A 24,970-nucleotide genomic window follows, 5' to 3' on the forward strand; every position below is an offset into this window, starting at 1 on the left:
TTTAATTTTTCTGAATAATTTCTGCTAACAGTTTTTTAGCACGAAGCAGTTTTACTTTTACATTATTAATAGGTTCTTTAAGTTGAAAAGAAATTTCTTTATAACTTAATTCTTGAAAATAACGAAGATTTATGACTTCTTGATAATGAGGTTTTAGTTTTTTAATATCACGCAATAATTTTGCTAAATGTTGTTCGGTAATAAGTTCATCTTCAGCTGAAGGCGACTCATCTAAAATTTGATGAACTGATTTGTCATCATTGGAAATAATTTGCGAGATAGAGTTTTTTTCCTTTCTCAATAAATCTATATGAATGTTTTTTGAAATAGTGATTAACCACGTTTTAAATTTGAAGCTATCATCAAAAGTTTCAATTTTATCAAAAGCTTTAGAAAAAGTTTGAATGGTTATGTCTTCGGCGTCATTTTCATTTTGAATACGCTTTAACTGAAATCCATAAACGGTATCCCAATAAGTATCTAATAGGAAATTAAATGCTTTTTGGTCGTTCGCTTTTGCACGTTTAATAGCTTCTTCTATTTCCAAAAATTAGGTTTTGATATAAGATTGTTTATAAAGATAGTTAATTGTGTTATAATTAGAAAAATTTCTAAAAAAGGAAGCCAAATTAATAGATCTATTTCATTCAATTTTTTTGATGAAAACCCTATAATTATATATTGAAATAATATTCTGAATAAAAATAAGCCTAGTATTAATTGCCAATTATAATTTGAAATGAAAAGAAATATAGATAAAAACCAAAACAAGAAATTAGAGCTATATAATAAGGTTAATAGTATTTTGTGTTTTGATTTGTAATGTTTAGCTGTTGAAACATGACGCCTTTTTTGTTTAAACCAGTTTTTAAAAGATGTTTTAGGATTAGATTCTGTAAAGCTTTCTTTAGAGAATGCTATAGCAGTATTCTTTCTAGTAGCTACTTGGTTTATAAATAAATCATCATCGCCAGAGAGAATTTTTATGTGTTTTATAAAACCGTTAGCATTAAAAAACTCTTTCTTAGTATAAGCTAGATTTCTTCCAACACCCATATAAGTTAAGCCAATTTTTGCAAAAGAAAAATATTGAATAGCAGTAATTAATGTTTCGAACCGAATGAGTTTGTTTAAGAGCGAGTTTTTAATTTTTGAATAAGCTCCGTAACCTAAAATAATTGTTTCTTCATTATTAAAATGAGAACTCATTTCTTTAATCCAATGTTTCGAAATAGGTTTGCAATCGGCATCAGTGAATAAAAGAAATTTATTTTTTGAAGCTTTTATACCAAGGGTTAACGCATATTTTTTATTTCCCCAAAAGGCTTCAATATTTTTTACATCAACAATTCTAATATTTGAGTGCTGTTCGGAAAAATATTCCATAACATCGAGAGTATTATCGCTAGAAGAGTCATTGATTAAAACAATTTCAAAATCAGGATAATCTTGAGAAATTATAGAAGGTAAAAAGTTTTTTAAATTTTCAGCTTCGTTTTTAGCACAAATAATAACTGAAACAGGAGCGTTAGTTGGTTTTTCTTTTCTAAGTTTAAGAAAAGCAAATCTTCCGAAAAAAATAAAATAAAATACGGCTTGAATAAAAACTACAACAGAGAAGCTGTAGAAAATAAAATCAAGTATGCTCATAAAATGCTATGAGTGTTGAGGTTCGTTACAATCACTAAATTGATCTGGTGTTTTACCACAAAAACCGCAAGCTTCTCCTTCTTGGTTTAGCACAGGGTTTTGACTAGCACAAGTTCCAGCAAATTTACCATCTTTTTTTGCCCAAATTTTAATAGCAATACCACCAATTCCTACAGCTAATAAAACGATTGTAATTAAAAGAAGTTTCATGTGTTTATAATTATTGATTTTTGTCGGTCACATGTAGCATTCATTTAAACATTTTCTTAGATGTCGAAAATTTAGTTATGAATGTTTCATGTGTTTTTTAAATTTTAAACAAAGATAATGCTTTTAGTAAAAAGCAAAATAAGATACATGCTAGAAATTTGCGTGACTAATTGATTTTTTATGTGTCTTATGGTTAATTATTTGTAAATTAACATTCTAACCAATTAAATTATTTATTTTATGAAAAAATTATTCGCAGAATTTTTTGGAACATTTTGGCTTGTTTTTGGAGGCTGTGGTAGTGCTGTTTTCGCAGCAGGTTTTCCAGAGTTAGGTATTGGATTTGTAGGAGTAGCTTTGGCGTTTGGTCTTACAGTTTTAACAATGGCTTATGCTGTTGGTCATATTTCTGGAGGACATTTTAATCCAGCAGTTTCTCTTGGTCTGTGGGCTGGGGGTAAGTTTGAAGCTAAAGATTTATTAGGCTATATAGTTGCACAGTTAATAGGTGCTATTGCTGCAGCTGGTGCTTTGTATTTAATTGTAACTAATAAAGCAGACTTCACAACTATTGGAGGTTTTGCTGCAAATGGTTATGGTGAATTATCTCCAGATGGTTATTCTATGACTGCTGCACTAATTGCAGAATTTTTATTAACCATGTTTTTCCTATTAATTATTTTAGGAAGTACTAATGATAGAGCGCCTAAAGGTTTTGCGCCAATAGCTATTGGTTTAGGTTTAACATTAATACATTTAATTAGTATTCCTATTACTAATACATCTGTTAATCCTGCCCGTTCTACTAGTCAAGCATTATTTGCAGGTACAGAATTTACTGCTCAACTTTGGTTGTTTTGGGTTGCTCCTATAGCGGGTGCTATTTTAGCAGGACTTATTCACAAAGCTTTATTTGATAAAGAATAAAACAAGAATGATTATAGTATAAAAAAAAGCCTCATTTTTTAATAAAATGCGGCTTTTTTATTGTAAGTCTATTTCAGCTACCATATGATCTAAAGAAGCTGTAGAGTTTCCTCCTTTAGGTTCTATGGTAATATTTAAAGCTAATGCGTTTTCTGTATAAGGAATAGCTTTTAACTGTCTGTCTGTTTCACTTAAAATTCCTAAACTAACCATTTTACCTTGTAGTTCTGCCCAAATTTGGTAACATTGTTCTTCTGGGAGCTGTGGTAAAGAAACCACATCAATCATAGATGTCTTTTCTTTAGGGTTTATATAGGCTACCGTTTTTAAGTTTTTTGCTCGGTTATTACCTTGCATAATATATTTGTATGTGTTAGGGTCATTAAGCTCTTTAAATTGTTGCATAATTTCGTCTAACTTTTTGTTGTTCATTTCTATATCACTTCTTAAATCAAAAATTTCATCAACAACCACTTGGTTTTCACTAGATAATTTTTGGTTTTGTGAGTAAAATGAATACGCAGTACCAGCAAAAATTAATGCTGCAATACTTGCTGCGACACTAAATTTATACCAGGTTTTTTGTTTGTAAGATGTCTGCATTTTAACTACAGGCGTTTCATCAAGTTCATCTAAAATGTTATTTAAGATGCTTTTAGGAGCTTCAACAGCATTACTTTTAGCAACTATTTCTAAGTTGTATTGTAATGTGTTGTACGAATTCTGTACTTCTGGGTATTTTGAAATATAAGATTCAACCTTTTCTGTTTCAGCAGAAGTAGTTTCACCTAGTAGATATTTTTCTAATAGGCCAGAATTTAAAAAAGTATTTATTTTCTCATTCATGACGTTATTTATTTAGGATTATAGATTTTTTTCAATTCGCGTAATCCAATTTTTAATCTCGATTTTATGGTTCCCAATGGAATATTTAATTCGTCGCTGGCTTCCTGTTGTGTCATACCCTCAAAAAAGAGTGCATTTATTACTATTTGATATTTTTCATCTAAACTACTTAGATGCTTTTTAATATCTAAAACATCTTCGTTTAAACCGTTCGATGTTATTTTATATACGTTTGAAGTTTCTATTTGGACTTCTTTACCGCTTTTGTTTTTTAAAGACCTTGTTTTGTCTATGGCTGTATTGTATGCAATTCTATAAAGCCATGTAAATAGTTTCGCTTTGCTAGCATCGTATTTTTTTGCATAACGCCATATTTTTACAAAACTTTCTTGCAGTACATCTTGCGCAGTATCATCGTCTTTTATTATTTTTTTTATAACACCAAATAACGAGTCTGCGTAGTTTTCATACAGCAGTGTTATGGCTTTTTTATCACCACGTTCTAATAAATAAACTATTTCTTTTTCTATAGCTGAAATCAAGATAATGTTGGTTTAGTATATGTTTAACTATGATACTTAATTACATCAAAGTTAGAAATTTCTTTTAGATTATAAGATGTTTACTTCGGCTTCAATAGAAATATTAAAAAGACGCTTCACCGTTTTTTGTATTAATTTTGATAGATTTAAAATGTCTTCACCTTTTGCATTTCCATAATTTACTAGTACTAAAGCTTGTTTTTTATGTACACCATAATTTCCAAAACGTTTTCCTTTAAATCCTGCTTTTTCAATAAGCCAACCTGCAGGAACTTTTACTTCATCATCCGAAACAATATAACTAGGAATGTCTTCAAAATTTTTTGCTAATATATTGAATTGTGATTTTGATATTACTGGGTTTTTAAAGAAGCTACCACTGTTACCAATATGTTTAGGGTCTGGTAGTTTGCTTTCTCTAATAGCTATAACTGCTTTTGAAACATCTTGAATAGTTGGCGTTTTTATTCCTGAATCTTCAAGTTGAGATGCAATAGCTCCATAATTAATATTCAATTTATGGTTGCGTTTTGTAAGCTTGAAGGTAACACTTGTTATAATGTATTTGCCTTTAACTACATTTTTAAAGATGGAATTTCTATAGCCAAAATTACAATCAGCTTTATTAAAAGATTCTATGTTACCGGTTTCTATTGAAAGAGCTTCACATGAAACAAAATGATCTTTTAATTCTACGCCGTAAGCTCCAATGTTTTGTATAGGAGCTGTTCCTACATTTCCAGGAATTAAAGACATGTTTTCAAGACCTCCAAAATCATTTTTTAAACACCATAAAATAAGTTCATGCCAATTTTCGCCAGCATTAACTTTAATTATGGCAAAATCTTCATCTTCAGAAACAATAGAAATCCCTTTTAAATTAAGTTGAATAACTAAAGCGTCTTGATTTTTAGTTAGTAACATATTACTGCCACCACCTAAAATAAGTTTATTAGGTTGGTTTTTAAGAGATAGGGCTTTTTTTAAGCTATCTATGCTATTGACTGAAACAAAATAATCTGCTGTAACATCAATACCAAAAGTATTATATGGTTTTAAAGATATGTTTTGTTCTATATGCACTAGTCTTTATATGCTTTTAAAGCTTCTTTTAAAATATTAACAGCTTTTATTAGCTTCTCTTTATTAAGTACGTAAGCAATCCTGATTTGGTTTATGCCAATACCAGGGGAGGAGTAAAAGCCAGCTGCTGGAGCTACCATAACAGTCTCACCATCAATGTCAAAGTCTTCTAAAAGCCATTGTGCAAATTTATCAGAATTTTTTATAGGTAATTCTACCATACAATAAAAAGCACCTTTAGGTTTAGCTATTTTTATACCTTCAATTTTTTGCAATTCTGTAATTAAAGTATCTCGTCTTTCAACATATTCTTTTGTAACAGCATCAAAATAGCTTTGAGGTGTATCTAAAGCGGCCTCACTAGCAATTTGAGCATAAGTTGGAGGGCTTAAACGCGCTTGAGCATATTTTAAAACGGTTTGTCTTACGCTTTTGTTTTTTGTTACTAAACAACCAACTCTTGCGCCACACATACTGTAACGTTTAGAAACAGAGTCAATTATAATGGTGTATTCATCTAAGCCATCTAGTTGCATTACAGAAAAATGTTTGTTACCATCGTAAACAAATTCACGATACACTTCGTCTGCAATTAAAAATAAGTCATGCTTTTTGGCAATTTCACCTAGTTGTTTAATTTCTTCTTCAGAATATAAATAGCCTGTAGGGTTTCCAGGGTTACAAATTAATATAGCTCTGGTTTTAGGTGTAATTAGTTTTTCAAATGTTTCAACAGATGGTAAAGCAAAATTGTCATCAATATTACATATTGCAGGAACTACTTTTACTCCAGTAGCTGTTGAGAACGCTATATAATTAGCATAAAAGGGTTCTGAAATAATAACTTCATCACCTGGATCTATAATGCTGCTAAATAAAAAATAAAGGGCTTCACTAGCTCCTGTGGTTACAATAATATCTTTTGGAGATATTAATATGTTATGTTTTTTGTAATAAGCAGCAAGTTTTTTTCTATATGTTTCAGAGCCTTCCGATCTAGAATAAGAAAGTATTTCTACATCATTATTCTTTACGGCTTCTAGAGCAATTTCAGGGGTTTTAATATCTGGTTGACCAATGTTTAAATGGTATATATGTTTACCCTCTTTTAAAGCTTGTTCAGCAAAAGGAACTAACTTACGTATAGGAGATTCTGGCATTAAGTGCCCTTTTTTTGATATAGTTGGCATGTGTTTTATTTAGGTGCAAATATGAAGAAATTATCTTAAAGTTTTTTTAAAAACGCTTCTAAATTAGAAGACTACTCTTAAGATTCGTAAATTTATTATGTTTAAACTGAATATTGAATAATGAAAAAGCTTTTTATGCTCATAATATTGTTTTTTTGTGTGAATAATTTGAGTTTTTCTCAACAAAAATTCACTATTCAGAATAAAAAACAATCAGATAAAATTAGTTTCAAACTAATTAATAATTTAATTGTTGTACCAGTCGAAATTAATGGTGTTATTTTGTCTTTTTTGATAGATACAGGAGTTACTAAATCAATGATTTTTAATTTTTTGAATGTATCAGATACTTTAAGGTTATACAATACAGAAAAAATATTTTTAAGAGGTTTAGGAGAAGGGAAGTCTATTGAAGCACTTAAATCTATTAAGAATATTTTAAAAATAGGAGATGTAATAAATTTAGACCAAGATTTGTATGCTATATATGATTCAAATTTAAATTTTGCTCCCAGATTAGGAATTCCAATTCACGGTATTATTGGTTATGATTTATTTAAAGATTTAGTGGTTGAAATAAATTATTCTAATAGATTTATTCGACTTACTAATCCTGAAAAATATAGATATAAAAAATGTGATAAGTGTGAGAGACTTAATTTAGAATTTTATAGAAATAAACCTTATATAAATGCAGAAATTAAAGTTAATGATGATAAAATTCCTATTAAATTATTAATAGATTCTGGTGGGAGTGACTCAATCTGGTTATTTGAAGATGATTCATTAGGCATAGATTCTAAGGATAAATATTTCTATGATTTTTTAGGACATGGTTTAAGTGGAAGTGTATATGGAAAACGCTCGAAACTAGAATCTTTTTATTTAAAAAGTTTCGAATTAAAAAACACGAATGTTGCTTATCCAGACTCAAGTTATACTCTACATGCAAGAAAAGTAAAAAATCGTAATGGTAGTTTGTCTGGTAATATATTAAAACGATTTAATGTTATAATTGATTATAACAAATCTATAATAACACTAAAAAAAAATAGTCATTTTAAAGATAAGTTTAGTTATAATAAAAGTGGTATTGAATTAGCTCAAGACGGTTTAAGGTTTATTAAAGAATTAGATAATAAAATAAATTCTAATATGATAAAAAGTGCTGAATCTTCTACTAATACAAAAATTGTTATCGATACACAATATAAAATGTCTTTAAAGCCTGCCTATGCTATTGTAGAGTTAAGAAATAATTCTCCAGCACAAAAAGCAGGTTTGCAATTAGGAGATGTAATATTAAGCGTGAACGAAAAGCAAGCATTCAATTTTTCGTTACAACAATTAATGCATTTATTTTATGCAGAATCAGGGAAAAACATGAAGTTGAAAGTTGATAGAAAGGGTGAAATATTGACTTTTAAATTTCAATTAGAAGATGTTTTTAAATAAAAAAGGTCTAAACATTAAGTTTAAACCTTTTTTATGATATACTACACGATTATTGTTGTACAATACTTTTGTCTTTCTTTTTTAAAACACTTTCCCCAGCAGAATCAACTACTAAGCCTTTTATTTTTAAAGCAATTGTTGGAGTATCTGCGTTAGAAATAACAGTAATTGTTTTTCTAATTGGATTTACTCTATTAGTGTCATATTTAACTTGAATTTCACCAGTTTTTCCTGGTAATATTGGTTCTTTAGACCATTTAGGAATCGTACAACCGCAACTAGATGTAACCTTAGAAATAATTAAAGGAGCTTCGCCAGTATTGGTAAATTCAAATACACGTTTACCATCCGAACCTTTTTCAATCGTTCCGTAATCTATAGTATCCGATTTAAATTCAATTTTTGCTACTTTGTCTTGAGCATTCAAGCTAAAACTTATTAATCCTATAAATAAAATTGTAATTAATTGTTTCATATTTTTTGTGTTTATATTATTTTATCAATAACCTTACTTCTTTTTATAAGGCTTATTTATTCTTTTTATCTGTTGTATTCTATGTCAAACATAGGTTCTTTTGCTGTCATCTGCAAAAATATTGGACGAAATGCATAAAACTTAACATGTTTTCTATAGTTATTCATTTAAAAATAAAGCCTTTTTTATTATTTCGATCTGTTATCAACTTTCACAACAAAAGAAATATAAGTACTTTTGCTCATCAATATTCAAAAACTATTCCAAAGTATGCAAATTCCATCAAAGTATGATGCAAATCAGGTAGAAAGTAAGTGGTACGATTACTGGATGAAACATAATTATTTTCATTCAACACCAGACGAAAGAGAGCCTTATACTATAGTCATTCCACCGCCAAATGTTACGGGCGTATTGCACATGGGACACATGCTTAATAACACGATTCAAGATGTATTAATTCGTCGTGCGCGTTTACAAGGAAAAAATGCGTGTTGGGTACCAGGTACCGATCATGCATCAATTGCTACCGAAGCGAAGGTTGTTGCTAAGTTAAAAGAGCAGGGTATTGATAAAAATGACTTAACTCGTGATGAATTTTTAGCCCACGCTTGGGATTGGACACATGAGTACGGAGGTGTTATTTTAGAACAGTTGAAGAAATTAGGGTGTTCTTGTGATTGGGATAGAACGAAGTTTACCATGGATGCTGACATGTCTGAAGCTGTAATAAAAGTGTTTGTAGATTTACATGAAAAAGGCTTGATTTATCGCGGTTATCGAATGGTAAACTGGGATCCAGAGGCAAAAACAACACTTTCTGATGAAGAAGTAATTCATGAAGAACGTCAAGGAAACCTATATTACTTAAATTATAAAATAGAAGGAAGTGATGATACGCTAACTATAGCAACCACACGTCCTGAAACTATTTTTGGAGATACAGCAATTTGTATAAATCCTAATGATGAGCGTTTTGTACACTTACGTGGAAAAAAAGCCATCGTGCCAATTTGTAATAGAGTTATTCCTATTATTGAAGATGAATATGTTGATGTGGAATTTGGAACAGGTTGTTTAAAAGTAACACCTGCGCATGACGAAAACGATAAAAATTTAGGTGATAAGCACAAATTAGAAGTTATTGATATTTTTAATGAAGATGCTAGTTTAAATAGTTTCGGACTTCATTTTGAAGGTCAAGATCGTTTTGTGGCTAGAAAATCAGTTGCTAAAGAATTAGAAGCATCTGGTGTTTTAGTTAAAACGGAAACTCATATAAATAAAGTAGGAACTTCAGAAAGAACGAAAGCAGTTATAGAGCCTCGTTTAAGCGATCAGTGGTTTTTAAAAATGGAAGAATTGGTAAAACCTGCAATTGAAGCTGTTTTAGGTGAAGATGCCGATATAAAATTGTTTCCAAAGAAATTTGAAAATACCTACCGTCATTGGATGACAAATATTCGCGATTGGAATATTTCGCGTCAACTCCTTTGGGGACAACAAATTCCTGCATATTTCTATGGTGATGGAAAAGAGGATTTTGTAGTTGCAGAAAATATTGAAGAAGCTTTAATAAAAGCAAGAGTAGCAGTTAACAATCAAGAGTTAACAGCCGATAGTTTACGTCAGGATACAGATGCGCTAGATACTTGGTTCTCATCTTGGTTATGGCCAATGAGTGTGTTTGATGGTATTCGTAACCCAGAAAACGAAGAAATAAAATATTACTACCCAACAAACGATTTAGTTACAGGACCCGATATTCTTTTCTTTTGGGTAGCCCGAATGATTATTGCAGGTTACGAGTATAAAGACGATAAGCCGTTTAATAATGTGTATTTAACAGGTTTGGTTCGCGATAAGCAACGTCGAAAAATGAGTAAAAGTTTAGGGAATTCTCCTGATGCTTTAAAACTTATTGAGCAATATAGTGCCGATGGTGTTCGTGTTGGATTACTATTAAGTTCTGCTGCTGGAAACGATTTAATGTTTGATGAAGCACTTTGCCAACAAGGAAAAGCATTTGGAAATAAAATTTGGAATGCTTTTAGATTGATTCAAGGTTGGGAAATTGATGAAACTATTCCACAGCCAGAAACCTCAAAAGTAGGGTTGGAGTGGTATGAAGCTAAGTTTCAAAAAGCTTTAGTAGAAATAGAAGATCATTTCAGTAAATACAGATTAAGTGATGCCTTAATGGCCATTTACAAGTTAATCATGGACGATTTTTCGTCATGGTTATTAGAAATTATCAAGCCAGCGTATCAAAAACCTATTGATGCTAAAACATATAAATCGGTTATTGAAGCTTTCGAAAATAATCTTAAAGTATTGCATCCGTTTATGCCATTTTTATCTGAAGATATCTGGCAGTATATTGTTGAAAGAACTCCAGAAGAAGCATTAATTGTTGCTAAATGGCCAGAATCTAAAGCTATAAATGAAACGTTAATTACTGAATTTGAATTTGCTTCGGAAGTTATTTCTGGAATTAGAAACATTCGTAAACAAAAGAATATTGCTTTTAAAGATGCTATTGGTTTTTCAGTTATAAACAATGAAAAGGCGAATACTACTTTTAATGGCGTTATAGCCAAATTAGGAAACCTTGAAAGTATAGAAGATACTACGGAAGCTATTGAAGGCGCTTTAACATTCAGAGTAAAATCTAACGAGTATTTTATTCCTATGGTTGGAGCTATTGATGTGGAAGCTGAAATTAAGAAGCTTACCGAAGAGTTAAACTATACCGAAGGCTTTTTAAAATCGGTACAAAAGAAACTATCTAACGAGCGTTTTGTTGCAGGAGCACCAGAGCAAGTTATAGCAAACGAACGTAAAAAAGAAGCCGATGCTCTAGCTAAGATTGAAACTTTAAAAACGAGTTTGGCTAGTTTGGGGTAGGTTTTTAGGAGGTTCGTTTAACGGTTATGTATAACAATAGTGCGGTTTTGTGTCCGAGGATTTTCCGCAGGAAAATCAGAGCGACCAAATGCGCACTAACCTTTGGTTAAGCATTAATTTAGAATTGTTTTCATAAAATGTTGTCACTGACTTTTTAATTCAAAAAATCAATTTCCTGAATATATTTCATCAATTCTTTTAATAATTGAATTATTGAAATTATTCTTCTTATTACGCAGTTTTCCTAAGCCCCAAATGATACTTTCGGCTTTTACATTCGTCTTAATTTTTTTATTACCAACTAGTCTTTCAAGAGATAGTTCTAGAGTTAATTTTGAATAAATTCCTAAATTTAAAAGTGAGGATTTGTTTACGGTAAATCTATTGTCATTTTTAAAATCAATTTCCTTTTCATTCCAAGATATTCCTTTAATATGACTCTCAATTTTTGTTGTTGAACCATCAACATTTTTATCATTGAGTTTGTTTTGAGTTTCAATATTTGTATTAGTTTTAAAATAATAAAAAGGGCTAAAAAAATGGAGTAATATAATTCCGGTAAAAATTAATAACACTTTTCGTTTTTTTAAAATCATAACTTGGTTATTTGATTTTAGTTTTTGTTGATTTTTAACTTGTTTACAACTACGTTGATATGAAATCGTTTTAATACTGCAATAAATTCAATATAAATATTTTATTTCATATGTTAAACGAAGTTAGCTAAAATTTCTGACAAACTCAAGTGCGTAAATAACCAAAAAGCGTACTAAAAGAAGAAGGGGGAATGATAGCTGCTAATTACATCTATTTAGAAATAATAATTTTTTGAACAGAGGTTTTATTCCCAGAATTAATAACTAAGAAATACATTCCAGAATTTAAGTTATTACTATTTATATCTAGTTTGTGAGATCCTATATTTTTAAAGTCATTAAAAATGGTTGCGACTTCTTTCCCAAGAATATTAATTATTTTTATTGAAACTTTTCCAGGTTCATCTAACTGATAAGTAACTAGACTGGATGAAGATATAGGATTAGGCGAAACTTTGGTAATTAATTGGTTTTTATCATTTTCTTTAACGCCTAAACTACTAATTTCCATAAACTCTGTTGGACTAAGTACAGACGGTGTCACTTTTACTGAATGTATAGCGCCTTTAAACCACGAAACTTTGTTCAATCTTACTCCTAAAGAAGTTTGACCAGAATTAATTATCTGGTAGTCAACATTGCCTTCTAATTCTTTTTGGCCATTAACATAATGCGCCATCACACCATCTTTATATGTCAATGCTGCGTGGTTCCAAGTATCTAAGTTGTGGGTAAAAGAATAATCTAATAAGGCTTTACTTGAACTTCCAGATTTTATAAACGTATCAAGCGTCCAATTATCATCATTATTGTTTCGTAATTCTATGAGTATTCTGTTACTATCATCTTGTTGAAAATGAAGAAACCGTTGTTCTGTGCCACCACTAGTATAAGGTTTGAAAATAATTTCAACAGTAAATGCAGTAACTCCAGCCATAGGATTGTTAGCTACAATAAGGCCGTCATCAATACCGTTAAATTCAACAGCAGAACCTATATCGGTTTCTATTACTTTAGGATTTCCAATAATTTCAACATTATTTCCTCCAATTATTGAAAGATTGTCAACTTGCCAAAATATAGGTTCTTGAGCAATGCATATTGATAATGAATTGAGTACTAAAATTATTGAAATAAATTTCTGCATTTTATGCTTTTTAGTTGAAATAATTCTTGCTAGCAACTTAATAATATGAGTGGTTATTAAGAGTTAAATAGAATTGACGAAATAGTGTTTTTATTACTCTCTATACAAAAAGTAATTATTTACTAAATCAATGTAGTTTTGTTTAGCTTCGTCTTCGTTAACGTTTTTAGCTTGAAATAAGGCATTTGTTTTAAAAGCATTAATTATAGGTTCTTTGCTTTTAGGTCTTCCGTAGTCGTTAGTGGCCTTTTTATAATAAGCGTAGAGCTTTAAAAGGGTGTCCGCAGGAAAAGGCTCGGTATGTGCATTAACTCGCTTTACCGCTTCTTTAAATTCGATGTCTAGTGCCTCTCTACTCATTAACTTCTGCAATAATACTTTCTCCACCTCTAACTTTTTGGTTAAGTGTTACTTTAATGTTGGTGTCTAGAGGTAAAAATAAATCAACTCTAGATCCAAATTTTATAAAGCCAGAATCACCTCCTTGGGTGGCTTTATCGTTTTGCTTTGCATAATTTACAATACGCTTTGCTAAAGCTCCTGCTATTTGCCTATAAAGCACTTTTCCGTAAGTTTCATTTTCTACAACTACAGTAGTGCGTTCATTTTCTTCACTAGCTTTAGGGTGCCATGCTACTAAAAATTTACCGGGATGGTATTTACTAAAAATCACATGTCCGCTAATTGGATAACGAGTCACATGAACATTTATTGGAGACATAAACACACTAACTTGTATGCGTTTTTCTTTAAAATATTCTTTTTCAAATACTTCTTCAATAACCACAACTTTACCATCAACAGGTGAAACTACATGTTTGTCGTTTAAAATAGTATGACGTTTTGGGTTTCTAAAAAACTGAAGTATAATTATTAAGAAAGCAAACAAAGCAATCATAACAAATATTTGTAACCATTTAATTGAGATATAAGAATCTGCTAATAAAAATGAAGCAGCTACTAAAATAAATGTTATAATTATAATTTTATGTCCTTCTTTATGAAACATAGTGTAAAATTCTTAAAAATAAATATATAAATGGTGCGGCAAAAATAATACTATCTAAGCGGTCTAACAAACCGCCATGACCTGGCATAATATTGCCACTATCTTTAACCTTAGCTTGTCTTTTAAATTTTGATTCTATTAAATCTCCTAATGTTCCAAATACACTAATAATAATACTTAGTATAAGCCAATTTGTGAAATTTAAAGTCTCTGTAAAGGTAGCAATAAAATAACTTGCAATACATGAAAAAAGTAAGCCTCCAAGAAAACCTTCCACCGTTTTTTTAGGAGATATTTTTTCAAAAAGCTTTTGCTTGCCAAAATTTTTACCTACTAAATAGGCAAAAGAATCATTAACCCAAACTAGAATAAAAGCTCCTAATAAGATATTAGGATTATATGCGTCATAATAATTTGCTATTAAAATTAAAAAGACAAATGCTGTAGATAAATAGAAGGTTGTAAGAACAAAACGCTTAGAGCTAAAAAGTGGTGTGCTTTTTTCTGAAAATAAATCTTTAATTAAAAAGAGCTCTACAAATATGCTAAGCACCATAAGTATTTGAGTAACTTCATCTAAGCCTTTATCTGTTTTTAGAATCAATTGCCAATACCCAAAAACAGCAAATAAAATTATATAAATGATATAAGGAATATAGCTTTTTAGTTGAATTAATTTTAGAAACTCATTAATACTTATTAAACCAAAAACAAAAAAGAGTGCAATTAATGCATATTTATTTTGCAAACAGAGAATTAATAATACAACATAAAGTAAACCAGAAAGTGATCTTATAAGAGTTTCTTTCATCCTATAGGTCTTCTAGAAGTAATAGGTATAAGTTTTTAGCACTGCTACCATAACTTAGAAAATCTTTATCGTCACCAGATTTAAAGTGTTTAATAGTAGTGATGTTTGTTGGTATTTTTTCTTTATTATTAGATTTTATACCTCGCAGGCCTTCACCTATAGTTTCAGTAATTTGGCTAGTAGTTGCAAAAACAATAAAATTTATAGGAAGTTCCGGGAGCTTTTTTTCGAATATTTGTTTTGATGAGATAAGTAAAGAGCCATCATTAGCAATTAAGTTTTCACATGTAGTTAAGAAAAAAGTAGCCTCACTTATTTTTCTTGTAGTTTTTAAACCTGATTTTTTAAATCTACTTTGAAGATTTTCATCTAATAATAATACTTTTTTTTCTTCCCAATTATTTTCTTCAATGATGCTTTCTAAATTTTGAAATATTTCATTTAAATTATCGCAATAGAGGAACTTACCTCCATTAGATTTAAAGTTTATGGTAAACCTTTCGTCTATTGGTAGTTTTACTTCGGGCATATATTTGCCTCTATCTTCTGATTTTAGTTCTTCATCAAATCGATCAGATTTAGAACCAAATATTTTTCTAAAAAGACTCATTTAGTTACCTGCTATTAACTGAATTCTCTATGAATTTATCAAATATAAAAAATCTTAAATTAACGATGCCGTTAATTTAAGATTTTTACTAAAAGCTTAACAAAATTATTGTTTTGTTTTGTGTCTTTTACTCTTCTTCGTCTGTATTTGTGATTTTAGATGAACTTTTTTTAAATGGAGAAACTCCTAAAAGTTCTTCTAAGTCGTCTTTAAATATAACTTCTCTTTCTATTAATCTATTAGCTAGTTTATCTAATAAATCTTTTTTAGAAGATAATAATTCTACAGCTCTTTGATATTGTGTTTCAATGATGCTTTTAATTTCTGTGTCAATAAGCTCTGCTGTTTTTTCACTATACGGTTTTACAAAACCATTTTCTCCTGCAGGATCATAATAGGTAATATTGCCAACTTTTTCGCTTAATCCGTAAATCATTACCATAGCTTTCGCCTTTTTAGTAACGCTTTCTAAATCGCCTAATGCTCCGGTAGATATTTCGTTAAAAATAATTTGCTCTGAAGCTCTACCTCCCATTGTTACACATATCTCATCTAGAAACTTGTCTTTTCTTGTAATATATGCTTCTTGAGGTAAGTACCAAGCAGCTCCTAATGATCTTCCACGAGGAACAATCGTTACTTTTACTAAGGGATCGGCATGTTTTAAGAACCAACTTACAACAGCGTGACCTGCTTCGTGATATGCAATTGTTTTTTTCTCTTCAACAGAAAATAAATTACTTCGTTTTTCTAAACCTCCAACTATTCTATCTACAGCATCTAAAAAGTCTTGTTTTTCAACAGATTTTTTATTTGTTCTTGCAGCTATTAAAGCAGCTTCGTTACATAAATTAGCTATGTCTGCACCCGAAAAGCCTGGTGTTTGTTTAGATAAGAAATCTACATCTAGTCCTTTTGCTTTTTTAAGCGGTCTAAGGTGTACTTCAAAAATAGCTTTACGTTCTGTTAAGTTAGGCAAGTCAACAAAAATTTGTCTATCAAAACGACCTGCACGCATTAATGCTTTATCTAAAATATCAGCTCTATTGGTAGCGGCAATTACAATAACGTTTGTATTTGTGCCAAACCCATCCATTTCAGTTAATAATTGGTTAAGCGTGTTTTCGCGTTCATCATTACTTCCAGACATGGCGTTTTTTCCTCTAGCACGACCAATAGCATCAATTTCATCTATAAAAATAATAGAAGGTGATTTTTCTTTAGCTTGTTTAAATAAATCTCTAACACGTGATGCCCCGACACCTACAAACATTTCAACAAAATCAGATCCTGATAATGAAAAGAATGGCACTTTAGCCTCACCTGCAACGGCTTTAGCTAATAAGGTTTTACCAGTTCCTGGAGGTCCTACAAGTAGCGCTCCTTTTGGTATTTTTCCACCAAGGGTTGTATATTTTTCAGGAAATTTTAAGAAATCTACAACTTCTTGTACTTCTTCTTTAGCGCCTTCTAAACCAGCAACATCTTTAAAAGTTGTTTTAACTTCAGTGTTTTGGTCAAAAAGTTTTGCTTTAGATTTTCCAATATTAAAAATCTGACCACCAGCACCTCCGCCAGCACCCCCAGACATACGACGCATAATAAAAATCCATACACCAATAAGTAATATAAAAGGTAAGATTCCCATTAATAGGTTACCCCAAGTATCTGTTTCTGTTTTTAGACTATAAATATCATATTTACCTTTAGCTTTTAAATCATTTTCAAAATTTTCAAGAGTAGGTACTTCAAATTTATAATTAGGTAATCTGGTAGCAGGTAAAAAAGAAGTTTTATGCTTGGATTTTTTATGAATTTCTTTTTCTTCTGCCTCTTTAGTTAAATATACTTGAGCATATCTTCTATTTATTATTTCAACTTTTTCAACATCATTGTCATCTACATATTTGAAAAATTCAGAAGGTGTAATATCATTTTCTTCTTGATAACTTCCACTATTAAATACTGAATACCCTAAGAAAAGTGCTATTAAAATACCATAAATCCAGTATGGGCTAAATTTTGGTTTATTATCCTTTGTGTTTTTTTTGTCTTTTGCCATGTGTCTTTTTTAATAGCTCGTTTCTATAACTGTTGTTTTTGCATCACCCCAAAGGCTTTCAATATCGTAATATTCTCTAATATGTTTTTGAAAAACGTGTACTACAACATTAACATAGTCTATTAATACCCATTCAGAATTATCTAATCCTTCTGTATGCCAAGGATTATCTTTAAGTTCTTTACTAACTTTTTTCTGTATAGAATTTACTATGGCGTTTACTTGTGTGTTTGAAGTTCCCTCGCAAACAATGAAATAATCACAAACAGTATTTTCAATGTCCCTTAAATCTAAAATATTTATTTCTTTTCCTTTAACATCTTCTATACCACTAATTATAACTGATATGAGTTGATCTGCGTTTATTTCTTGTTTCGCCATTAATTTTATTTAATTTGTGCAAAGTTATTATTTTTTTAGTTCTTTATACTTTAAAATAATCATAAGATTTTATAGTATCAAAATAACCTTGTACATGCCTATAATCAAACTTAATGCCATCGACTCTACAAATAACTATTTGCGCAAGCTTATTAATGAGACTGATGTTGCCGATTATACAGTTGTTATGACTGAAAAGCAAACGCAAGGTAGAGGGCAAATGGGTACGGTATGGGACTCTGATACAGGGAAGAACCTTATGTTTAGTGTGTTTAAGGATTTAAACATGTATGATGTTGAATTTCCTTTCTATATTAGCATGGCTATTTCTTTAGCTATTTTAAAAACTTTTAAAACGTTAAATATTCCAGATTTACATATAAAATGGCCTAACGACATTTTGTCAGCAGACAAAAAGATTTGTGGTATTTTGATTGAAAATGTCATAAAAAATAAATTAAACTCTACAATTATTGGTATTGGAATTAATGCAAACCAGACGGAATTTAAAAATCTTCCAAAGGCTTCTTCTTTAAAAAAGATTACGGGAGTACATTATAATTTAGATGAAATTTTACAACTTGTACTTAAGTATACAAAAGAATATTCTTCTCTTTTAGAACAAGGAAAATATGATTTTGTAAAAAATGAATATGAAACCAATTTGTTTAGAAAAAACAAACCTTCAACATTTAAAAATGCTGAAGGTGTTTTGTTTTCTGGTTTTATAAAAGGTGTTACCAAATATGGTAAGCTGCAAGTAATTTTAGAAGATGAAATTGTTAAAAAATTCGATCTTAAAGAAATTACCCTGCTTTATTAAATAGCCTTAGGGATACTTGTAGCAAGGGTTTCAATAAATTTAGTAATAGGGCCCTTTATCATCATTGCCATCATAGGGTTAAAGTCGCCACTAAATTCTAATTGAACTTCGCTTGATGTATCATTAATTTCAATAATGTTTCCAACTAAAGAAAAATCTATTTTTCCGCCAGCTGCACCTAATACAATTTTATTAGGAGGTGTAATCTCTTTCTTTTTAAGAATAATTTCTGGCATGCCTTTTAATGCAAATAAAAATTTATCGTCATCTAAGACTTCAAATTTACTAATATTTTCAGGCATTAAAGATTCGAAATTTTTAATATCAGCTAAAAAATCAAAGACTTCTTGAGGTGATTTACCAACGTTTATTTTTGGAGATTCTAAATTCATAATTTTTTTAATATTACTATATCAAATAGCATTCCATTCACTTGGGTTAGAATTCCATTCAGATAAAGTTTCTAATTCTTTTTCAGAAATATAATTAGTATCTAAAGCTTGCTCTAACAAATTTTCATAGTTACTTAAGGTGTTTAATGTAACGCCTTCGTTTTTAAAGTTTTCACTAGCTACATCAAAGCCATAAGTAAAAATAGCAACCATGCCTTTTACTTTTATATTAGCTTCTTTTAAAGCTCTTACAGCATTTAAACTACTTTTTCCAGTGCTAATTAAATCTTCTACAACCACAACATTTTGTCCGCTTTCAATAAAACCTTCAATTTGGTTTTTGCGTCCATGTCCTTTAGCGTCTGGTCTTACGTAAATAAATGGTAATCCTAAATATTCTGCAACTAGCATACCAATACCTATAGCTCCAGTAGCTACACCTGCAATAACATCTGGTTTGCCATATTGTGCTTCAATATGTTTAGCCATGGTTTCACGGACATAATTACGAATTGGAGGATAGGATAATATAATACGATTATCGCAATAAATTGGAGATTTCCATCCAGAAGCCCATGTGAAAGGAGCTTTTGGGCTGAGTTTTATTGCATTTACTTGTAATAAAACTTCAGCAGTTTTTTTGGCAGTTTCTTTGTTAAAAATCATAGTTACAAAATTACACAATAAATTAGTTTTATATAACAGTTGGTAATTAATAAAAATATTTTTTTCAACATTTACTCGTTTGTCAGTAAAAATGATATTTTTACCAAAACGAAATTGTTAAATACAAACTATGTATAAAGTTTTTGTTGGAAATAAACCTATAGTGCTTACAACTGTAGTTGAACAAGAAACTAATTTTAAAAATTATTTGCTTGATACCGTTAATATTGGAAAAGTTATAAAAGAACTAAATAATACGTCGTTAGAAGAAGTTAGACTTATTCATAAAAATGAAGATAAGTTATTGAAAAAGTTTTTAAAAAAACTACCTAATGTGATAGCAGGAGGTGGTAAAGCTTTTAATGATGATAAAGAGATTTTGTTTATTTATAGAAATGATAAGTGGGATTTACCAAAAGGAAAAGCAGAGGGTAATGAAACTATTGAACAAACAGCCATTCGTGAAGTTACCGAAGAAACTGGTGTTTCGGGATTAGAAATAGTAAAACCATTAAACACGACCTATCATATTTTTAAGCGTAATGGAAGGCATAAAATTAAAGTGACCTATTGGTTTGAAATGAAAACCAGCTTTAAAGGCAATTTGTATGCTCAAGAAGAAGAGGGGATTACTAAAGTTGAATGGCTTAATGATAAACAAGCTAAAGAAGCTCTTAATAATTCGTATGCTAATATTAAGCTGTTAGTTTAATATTCTATAAATAAAATAAAAACGCATCGAGAAAATTAAGCGTACCTTTGCAGCTTAATAAAAATAGAGGTGGATTGTTTACTTAATAAATTGTCATCTCATTGGCCTAAAAAGGCTTTACCAAACAGTTTATATGTCATTCAAATCTTTAGGCTTATCCGAAGCCTTGCTAAAAGCTATTAGCAAAAAAGGATACACAACTCCAAGTCCAATTCAAGAAAAAGCGATTCCTCCAGTTTTAGAAGGAAAAGATGTTTTAGCATCAGCGCAAACAGGAACAGGGAAAACGGCAGGTTTTACATTGCCACTTTTACATTTACTTTCTGAAAATCCGAAAGCAAAATACAGACCTATTCGAGCTTTAATTTTAACACCAACTCGTGAGTTAGCAGCGCAAGTATATGCTAATGTTAGAGAGTATAGTGAGTTTTTAAATTTACGAAGTGCCGTTATTTTTGGTGGAGTTAACCAGAAACCACAAGCAGCAACTATTCGTCAAGGTATTGATGTTTTGGTAGCAACGCCTGGGCGTTTATTAGATTTACAAAGTCAAGGATTGTTGTCGCTTAAACGTGTAGAGATTTTTGTGTTAGATGAAGCCGATAGAATGTTAGATATGGGTTTTTTACGAGATATAGAGCGCGTTATAAAATCAATGCCAGAGAAACGTCAAAATTTAATGTTTTCGGCAACTTTTTCTAAAGATATTAAGAAATTAGCACATGGTATTTTAAATCATCCTGTGCAAGTTGAAGCAACGCCAGAGAATACAACGGTCGAAGCGATAACTCAAAAAGTATATAGAGTAGCAAAAGGTTTAAAAACAGGATTAATTATTAAATTAATTTCTGAAGGTAACTGGAAACAGGTTTTAGTATTTACACGTACCAAACATGGCGCCAATAAGCTTTGTGAAAAAATGGATAAGTCCGGTATTACCGCTGCTGCCATACACGGAAATAAAAGTCAAGGCGCTAGAACCAAAGCATTAGCAGGTTTTAAAAGTGGACGTGTTCGTGTGTTAGTAGCAACCGATATTGCTGCTCGTGGACTAGATATTCCTCTATTACCACATGTTGTGAATTTTGAATTACCAAATATTTCTGAAGATTATGTACATAGAATAGGAAGAACAGGAAGAGCTGGAGCCAGTGGCGAGGCTTTATCTTTAGTAAGTGCAGATGAAACTACTTTTTTAAGAGATATTGAAAAGTTAATTGAAATGAAGCTGCCTGTTGAAATAGTTGAAGGTTTTGAGCCAGATCCTAATGCTTCAACAGCACCAATAAAACAGGGTCAAGGTCGTCAAAATAGAAACTCAAGAAACTCTAACCGTTCTCGTAGTTCTAATAATAATTCTAACAAGCAGAATACTTCTAGACGTCCAAAACGTAATACAGATAGACGTAATTAAGATTATGCAAAAGGTTTTAAAAGATAAAATTATAGAAGTTTGCGATAAAAAAATAGCACAAAAAGGAACAAACGTAGGTTTGTCCTTTTATGCTTTTTTTGCAAATAAAAATGATAACCCAGAGTTACTTATAGAAGCTGCCACATGGTGGATAAAAACCCATAAGCTAGACCATTTTGAAAAAGCAGTAAAAATTAAAAATCTTGTAAATGGAATTGCAACCAAATAATCCGTTACACGGTATAAAACTAGAAAAAATTATTAACGATTTGGTAGCTCATTACGGTTGGGAGTATATGGGATATAACATTAAGATTAAATGTTTTACAGATAATCCTTCTGTGAAATCTAGTTTAAAATTTCTACGTAGAATGCCTTGGGCACGTACTAAGGTTGAGAATATGTATTTAAATATGTTGAAGAATAACAAGAAGTAGGCTATGTTAAGAACCAAACTACTCGGCAATATTTATTTCTATTATTAGAATTGTAATTCCGGTACTTGCGTATATTGTTCCTTGCCAATAAAAAAGTCTCGTTCTCCATTTGTTTCATAACTTTTTATCATATTCTTTTTTGAAATGTCCTCCAGAAAAGAAAAGTGATTACTGAAAAAAGCAATATTGCTATTATTCAAGTTTTTTCCATTTGTGGAATTTTTTGTTTACATATTTTTAATTGTAGTCAAGTATAAAGAGAATAAATCATTTCAATACTGAAATATATTCCGTTTGATTACTTATATAGTTTATCTCTTCAATAAGCTAAAATACTTACTGTGTTAACTATCTGATTTTATTGACTTTTCATAAAACGTCTCACAGCCACCCATTGTTTCAACATGTCTCTAGCGTCTTGCGCAGGATACCCTAAAACGGTTTTGCCAGCTGCAACATCGCCTACAACACCAGAGCCAGCACCTACAGTAGCACCAGAATGGATAGTAGTATGATCTTTAATAGAGGCGCTTCCTCCAATAATAACACCATCGCCAAGGGTAACTGATCCTGCAAGTCCACTATGTCCTGCCATAATACAAGAACGTCCCATAATACTGTTATGAGCTATTTGAACCAGATTGTCAATTTTACAGCCATCACCAATTATAGTAGAACTGAATTTAGCTCTATCTACACAAGAGTTTGCTCCAATTTCTACATAATGTCCAATAATAACATTTCCTATTTGAGGTATTTTAACCAAACCTCTACCATCATCACTGGGTCTGTATCCAAAACCATCGGCACCAATACTTACATTGGTATGAAAAATACAATGACTACCAATAATGCAGCGTTCTCTAATTATGGTGCCAGACCAAACAACGGTATGATCTCCAATACTAGTTTCGTCAAAAACGCACACATTAGGGTATAAAACAACACCGTTTCCTAATTCTACATTTTTACCAACATAACAATTAGCACCAATTTTACAGCCGTTGCCAATAGTTGCTGTTTCATCAATTACAGCTGTTGGATGAATATCGGTGTTAAAAACCGGAGCAGGAGGATTGAACAACTCTAATATTTTAGCCATTGCTAAATCGGCATTTTTTACTTTAATGATAGCACGATTGTTATCTGCCTCAATTTTTAAATTGTCGTTTACTATAGCTGCACAAGCTTTTGAGTCTGCCCAATGTTTTACATATTTAGCACTTCCTATAAAAGTAATCTGGTTGCTGTTAGCGTTTAGTAATTGTTCCGGACCTTCAATTTGCTGATTAGTATTGCCTACTAATTCTCCTTTTAAAATATCGTTAATTTCACTAATTGTATATGGTGCCATGTGTTATTTTTAGTTGTTGGTTAGCGTTTTTGTAAATCTAACAGAAAAAAAACAGAAAACATATTTTTTAGTCTTCAATTCTGTTTTCATCAAAAGCAGATGGTAGTAATTTGGGTATAAATTTAACAACTAACGGTAGTAATAATGCGCCGCCAGGTAATAAGAAGATGGCGAGACTAGGAATAGATTTAAATATATCTAAAAGTTGTTCTTGTACTTTTTTTTGTTCTTCAGTATTTAAATCTCTTATGGTAGATTGCGATATTAGTACCATAAGTTCTTTGCTATCTTTTAATTCTTGGTATAGACGTTTGCTATTTCTGGTAATTAATTTAGTTACCATTCTACTAGAATTATTATAAAAACTTTGTACAATGTTTTTGGAACTTAATAGCGCAATATTGTCTTTGTTAACTGTATAAAAATCATTAACTGTTTTTATTGATTTGTTTATTTGACTGGTGTTTAAATTTAAGTCTGAGCCTAGTTTTAATAAAAAACGTTTTTCGTTTTTATCAATAATTCTATCGCTCCAAGAAGCCATACATGCAATGTCTAAAATATAGTGAGCCTCTTGCATGTTTTTAACCAATGATATGGCTTTCTCATAATTGATGTTATTATTGTTTTGATATCTTAGTGATGCTTCAAATAGTTTAATTAGACTGTCGTCATATTGGTTCTTAATTTTCTTTGAATTTAAGACTTCTAATGAAATAGATGAAATAGCCGCTTCTAGGGTTTTTATATAATCACTAGTAATATTACCCTTTTTTAAATATTCATTATAAGCCAATATGTCAACATATAACAAAGCGTTTATTACAAAGTAGTTGAAGTTTTTAGTTAAAAAATTATCGTCAATTTGAACACGTTTATGTAATATTTTTTCAAGTTGTTCTTCCGATTTTTTGCCTCCTATTAATCCGTGAAAAAATGACAATTTAAGTTCGTTAATAGCAGTGTAAAATACTATGATGCTATCTGTAAACTTAGTTTTGTTACCAGATTTATGATGTGTATGTAGAAAAGCAAGTGATAAATTCGTTTTACAAAGTTCTTCTTCAGTAAGATCATTTTTAGCTATTATGTTGCCAATAACACCTAAGTTGCTACCATAAATAAAACCGCATGTTCTTAAATCATCATAAAAAGATACTTCATTGTAATTTAATAATGAATCATTTTTACTGACTTCTTTAAGTAATTTTTTTATCCAACCCGACGCTGATGGATTCATACATTTGGTTTATTAGTTTTATAAAAATAAA

At 30.5% G+C, this 24,970-nt stretch carries 28 protein-coding genes; 8 read left to right on the forward strand and 20 right to left on the reverse strand.

The window, feature by feature from the left end; translation table 11 throughout:
* Nucleotide 1 precedes the first annotated feature (1 nt).
* The 3 genes from ACH5TW_RS13410 to ACH5TW_RS13420 are packed head-to-tail and all read right to left on the reverse strand — an operon-like array spanning nt 2 to nt 1,860.
* Entirely contained in the window at nt 2-547 is a 546-nt protein-coding gene (locus ACH5TW_RS13410) for an RNA polymerase sigma factor (RefSeq protein WP_439337010.1), read from the reverse strand.
* Nucleotides 538-1,650: a glycosyltransferase gene (locus ACH5TW_RS13415; RefSeq protein ID WP_439337011.1), complete on the reverse strand. Its 1,113-nt coding sequence runs from the start codon at nt 1,648-1,650 to the stop codon at nt 538-540. Before ACH5TW_RS13415 ends, ACH5TW_RS13410 begins: the two co-directional genes overlap by 10 nt.
* 6 nt (nt 1,651-1,656) lie before the next feature.
* Nucleotides 1,657-1,860: a membrane or secreted protein gene (locus tag ACH5TW_RS13420; RefSeq protein WP_439337012.1), complete on the reverse strand. Its 204-nt coding sequence runs from the start codon at nt 1,858-1,860 to the stop codon at nt 1,657-1,659.
* A 240-nt stretch (nt 1,861-2,100) separates the two neighbouring features.
* On the opposite strand from ACH5TW_RS13420, the gene aqpZ reads away from it, so the two are divergent.
* Nucleotides 2,101-2,787: an aquaporin Z gene (gene aqpZ, locus ACH5TW_RS13425; RefSeq protein ID WP_439337013.1), complete on the forward strand. Its 687-nt coding sequence runs from the start codon at nt 2,101-2,103 to the stop codon at nt 2,785-2,787.
* 57 nt (nt 2,788-2,844) lie between these two features.
* Here the strand turns inward: aqpZ and ACH5TW_RS13430 are convergent, their stop codons facing one another.
* The 4 genes from ACH5TW_RS13430 to ACH5TW_RS13445 all read right to left on the reverse strand — a co-directional run bounded on the left by ACH5TW_RS13430 (nt 2,845) and on the right by ACH5TW_RS13445 (nt 6,448).
* The gene (locus ACH5TW_RS13430) at nt 2,845-3,633 is read right to left on the reverse strand and encodes an anti-sigma factor domain-containing protein (RefSeq protein WP_439337014.1); all 789 of its coding nucleotides are present in this window, start codon (nt 3,631-3,633) and stop codon (nt 2,845-2,847) included.
* Between the two features lie 8 nt (nt 3,634-3,641).
* Complete coding sequence (locus ACH5TW_RS13435) at nt 3,642-4,175, reverse strand: RNA polymerase sigma factor (RefSeq protein ID WP_439337015.1); 534 nt, start codon at nt 4,173-4,175, stop codon at nt 3,642-3,644.
* Nucleotides 4,176-4,244: 69 nt separating this feature from the next.
* Nucleotides 4,245-5,258, reverse strand: coding sequence for a UDP-N-acetylmuramate dehydrogenase (gene murB / locus ACH5TW_RS13440; RefSeq protein ID WP_439337016.1), 1,014 nt, complete (start codon nt 5,256-5,258; stop codon nt 4,245-4,247).
* A complete protein-coding gene (locus tag ACH5TW_RS13445; RefSeq protein WP_439337017.1) occupies nt 5,258-6,448 on the reverse strand; it encodes a pyridoxal phosphate-dependent aminotransferase in 1,191 nt (396 codons plus the stop codon). The genes murB and ACH5TW_RS13445 overlap by 1 nt, the downstream gene beginning before the upstream one ends.
* 120 nt (nt 6,449-6,568) lie before the next feature.
* Here ACH5TW_RS13445 and ACH5TW_RS13450 point away from each other — a divergent pair, with 120 nt between their 5' ends.
* On the forward strand, nt 6,569-7,903 hold the full coding sequence (locus tag ACH5TW_RS13450; protein WP_439337018.1) for a retropepsin-like aspartic protease: 1,335 nt from the start codon (nt 6,569-6,571) through the stop codon (nt 7,901-7,903).
* A 49-nt stretch (nt 7,904-7,952) separates the two neighbouring features.
* Here the strand turns inward: ACH5TW_RS13450 and ACH5TW_RS13455 are convergent, their stop codons facing one another.
* On the reverse strand, nt 7,953-8,378 hold the full coding sequence (locus ACH5TW_RS13455; protein ID WP_439337019.1) for a DUF1573 domain-containing protein: 426 nt from the start codon (nt 8,376-8,378) through the stop codon (nt 7,953-7,955).
* A 270-nt stretch (nt 8,379-8,648) separates the two neighbouring features.
* Between ACH5TW_RS13455 and ACH5TW_RS13460 the strand changes: the two genes are divergently transcribed.
* Nucleotides 8,649-11,285 (forward strand): valine--tRNA ligase, encoded by a 2,637-nt coding sequence (locus ACH5TW_RS13460; RefSeq protein WP_439337020.1) that lies wholly within the window; start codon nt 8,649-8,651, stop codon nt 11,283-11,285.
* Nucleotides 11,286-11,452: 167 nt separating this feature from the next.
* Here ACH5TW_RS13460 and ACH5TW_RS13465 read toward each other — a convergent pair whose 3' ends face one another.
* From ACH5TW_RS13465 to rsfS, 8 genes are all read right to left on the reverse strand, one after another.
* Nucleotides 11,453-11,881, reverse strand: a complete 429-nt coding sequence (locus tag ACH5TW_RS13465) for a hypothetical protein (protein WP_439337021.1) — start codon at nt 11,879-11,881, stop codon at nt 11,453-11,455.
* Between the two features lie 211 nt (nt 11,882-12,092).
* Complete coding sequence (locus tag ACH5TW_RS13470) at nt 12,093-13,028, reverse strand: T9SS type A sorting domain-containing protein (protein ID WP_439337022.1); 936 nt, start codon at nt 13,026-13,028, stop codon at nt 12,093-12,095.
* 93 nt (nt 13,029-13,121) lie between these two features.
* Nucleotides 13,122-13,388, reverse strand: a complete 267-nt coding sequence (locus ACH5TW_RS13475) for an acyl-CoA-binding protein (protein ID WP_439337023.1) — start codon at nt 13,386-13,388, stop codon at nt 13,122-13,124.
* Entirely contained in the window at nt 13,381-14,037 is a 657-nt protein-coding gene (locus ACH5TW_RS13480; RefSeq protein WP_439337024.1) for a phosphatidylserine decarboxylase family protein, read from the reverse strand. The genes ACH5TW_RS13475 and ACH5TW_RS13480 overlap by 8 nt, the downstream gene beginning before the upstream one ends.
* A complete protein-coding gene (locus ACH5TW_RS13485) occupies nt 14,027-14,848 on the reverse strand; it encodes a phosphatidate cytidylyltransferase (RefSeq protein ID WP_439337025.1) in 822 nt (273 codons plus the stop codon). Before ACH5TW_RS13485 ends, ACH5TW_RS13480 begins: the two co-directional genes overlap by 11 nt.
* Nucleotide 14,849: 1 nt before the next feature.
* Nucleotides 14,850-15,458: an LUD domain-containing protein gene (locus ACH5TW_RS13490; RefSeq protein WP_439337026.1), complete on the reverse strand. Its 609-nt coding sequence runs from the start codon at nt 15,456-15,458 to the stop codon at nt 14,850-14,852.
* Between the two features lie 127 nt (nt 15,459-15,585).
* Nucleotides 15,586-17,520, reverse strand: coding sequence for an ATP-dependent zinc metalloprotease FtsH (gene ftsH / locus ACH5TW_RS13495; RefSeq protein WP_439337027.1), 1,935 nt, complete (start codon nt 17,518-17,520; stop codon nt 15,586-15,588).
* 9 nt (nt 17,521-17,529) lie between these two features.
* Nucleotides 17,530-17,901 carry a ribosome silencing factor gene (rsfS, locus tag ACH5TW_RS13500; protein ID WP_439337028.1) on the reverse strand — a complete coding sequence of 124 codons (372 nt, stop codon included), beginning with the start codon at nt 17,899-17,901 and terminating at the stop codon, nt 17,530-17,532.
* 94 nt (nt 17,902-17,995) lie between these two features.
* Here rsfS and ACH5TW_RS13505 point away from each other — a divergent pair, with 94 nt between their 5' ends.
* Nucleotides 17,996-18,724: a biotin--[acetyl-CoA-carboxylase] ligase gene (locus tag ACH5TW_RS13505; RefSeq protein ID WP_439337029.1), complete on the forward strand. Its 729-nt coding sequence runs from the start codon at nt 17,996-17,998 to the stop codon at nt 18,722-18,724.
* Here ACH5TW_RS13505 and ACH5TW_RS13510 read toward each other — a convergent pair.
* Both ACH5TW_RS13510 and pyrE read right to left on the reverse strand, forming a co-directional pair.
* Nucleotides 18,721-19,116, reverse strand: coding sequence for an SRPBCC family protein (locus tag ACH5TW_RS13510; RefSeq protein WP_439337030.1), 396 nt, complete (start codon nt 19,114-19,116; stop codon nt 18,721-18,723). The two genes, ACH5TW_RS13505 and ACH5TW_RS13510, sit on opposite strands and share 4 nt — an antisense overlap.
* A 21-nt stretch (nt 19,117-19,137) precedes the next feature.
* On the reverse strand, nt 19,138-19,782 hold the full coding sequence (gene pyrE, locus ACH5TW_RS13515) for an orotate phosphoribosyltransferase (RefSeq protein WP_439337031.1): 645 nt from the start codon (nt 19,780-19,782) through the stop codon (nt 19,138-19,140).
* Nucleotides 19,783-19,912: 130 nt separating this feature from the next.
* Here pyrE and ACH5TW_RS13520 point away from each other — a divergent pair, with 130 nt between their 5' ends.
* The 4 genes from ACH5TW_RS13520 (at nt 19,913) to ACH5TW_RS13535 (ending at nt 22,345) form a co-directional block, all read left to right on the forward strand.
* Nucleotides 19,913-20,494 carry an NUDIX hydrolase gene (locus ACH5TW_RS13520; RefSeq protein ID WP_439337032.1) on the forward strand — a complete coding sequence of 194 codons (582 nt, stop codon included), beginning with the start codon at nt 19,913-19,915 and terminating at the stop codon, nt 20,492-20,494.
* Nucleotides 20,495-20,627: 133 nt separating this feature from the next.
* Complete coding sequence (locus ACH5TW_RS13525; protein WP_439337033.1) at nt 20,628-21,908, forward strand: DEAD/DEAH box helicase; 1,281 nt, start codon at nt 20,628-20,630, stop codon at nt 21,906-21,908.
* A gap of 4 nt (nt 21,909-21,912) precedes the next feature.
* On the forward strand, nt 21,913-22,137 hold the full coding sequence (locus tag ACH5TW_RS13530) for a DUF6500 family protein (RefSeq protein WP_439337034.1): 225 nt from the start codon (nt 21,913-21,915) through the stop codon (nt 22,135-22,137).
* The gene (locus ACH5TW_RS13535) at nt 22,118-22,345 is read left to right on the forward strand and encodes a VF530 family protein (protein ID WP_439337035.1); all 228 of its coding nucleotides are present in this window, start codon (nt 22,118-22,120) and stop codon (nt 22,343-22,345) included. Before ACH5TW_RS13530 ends, ACH5TW_RS13535 begins: the two co-directional genes overlap by 20 nt.
* 358 nt (nt 22,346-22,703) lie before the next feature.
* Here the strand turns inward: ACH5TW_RS13535 and lpxD are convergent, their stop codons facing one another.
* On the reverse strand, nt 22,704-23,699 hold the full coding sequence (gene lpxD / locus ACH5TW_RS13540; protein ID WP_439337036.1) for a UDP-3-O-(3-hydroxymyristoyl)glucosamine N-acyltransferase: 996 nt from the start codon (nt 23,697-23,699) through the stop codon (nt 22,704-22,706).
* A 67-nt stretch (nt 23,700-23,766) separates the two neighbouring features.
* Entirely contained in the window at nt 23,767-24,939 is a 1,173-nt protein-coding gene (locus ACH5TW_RS13545; RefSeq protein WP_439337037.1) for an LETM1-related biofilm-associated protein, read from the reverse strand.
* Nucleotides 24,940-24,970: the final 31 nt, after the last annotated feature.

This window comes from Thalassobellus sediminis, from assembly GCF_044386045.1.
GTDB lineage: Bacteria > Bacteroidota > Bacteroidia > Flavobacteriales > Flavobacteriaceae > Thalassobellus > Thalassobellus sediminis.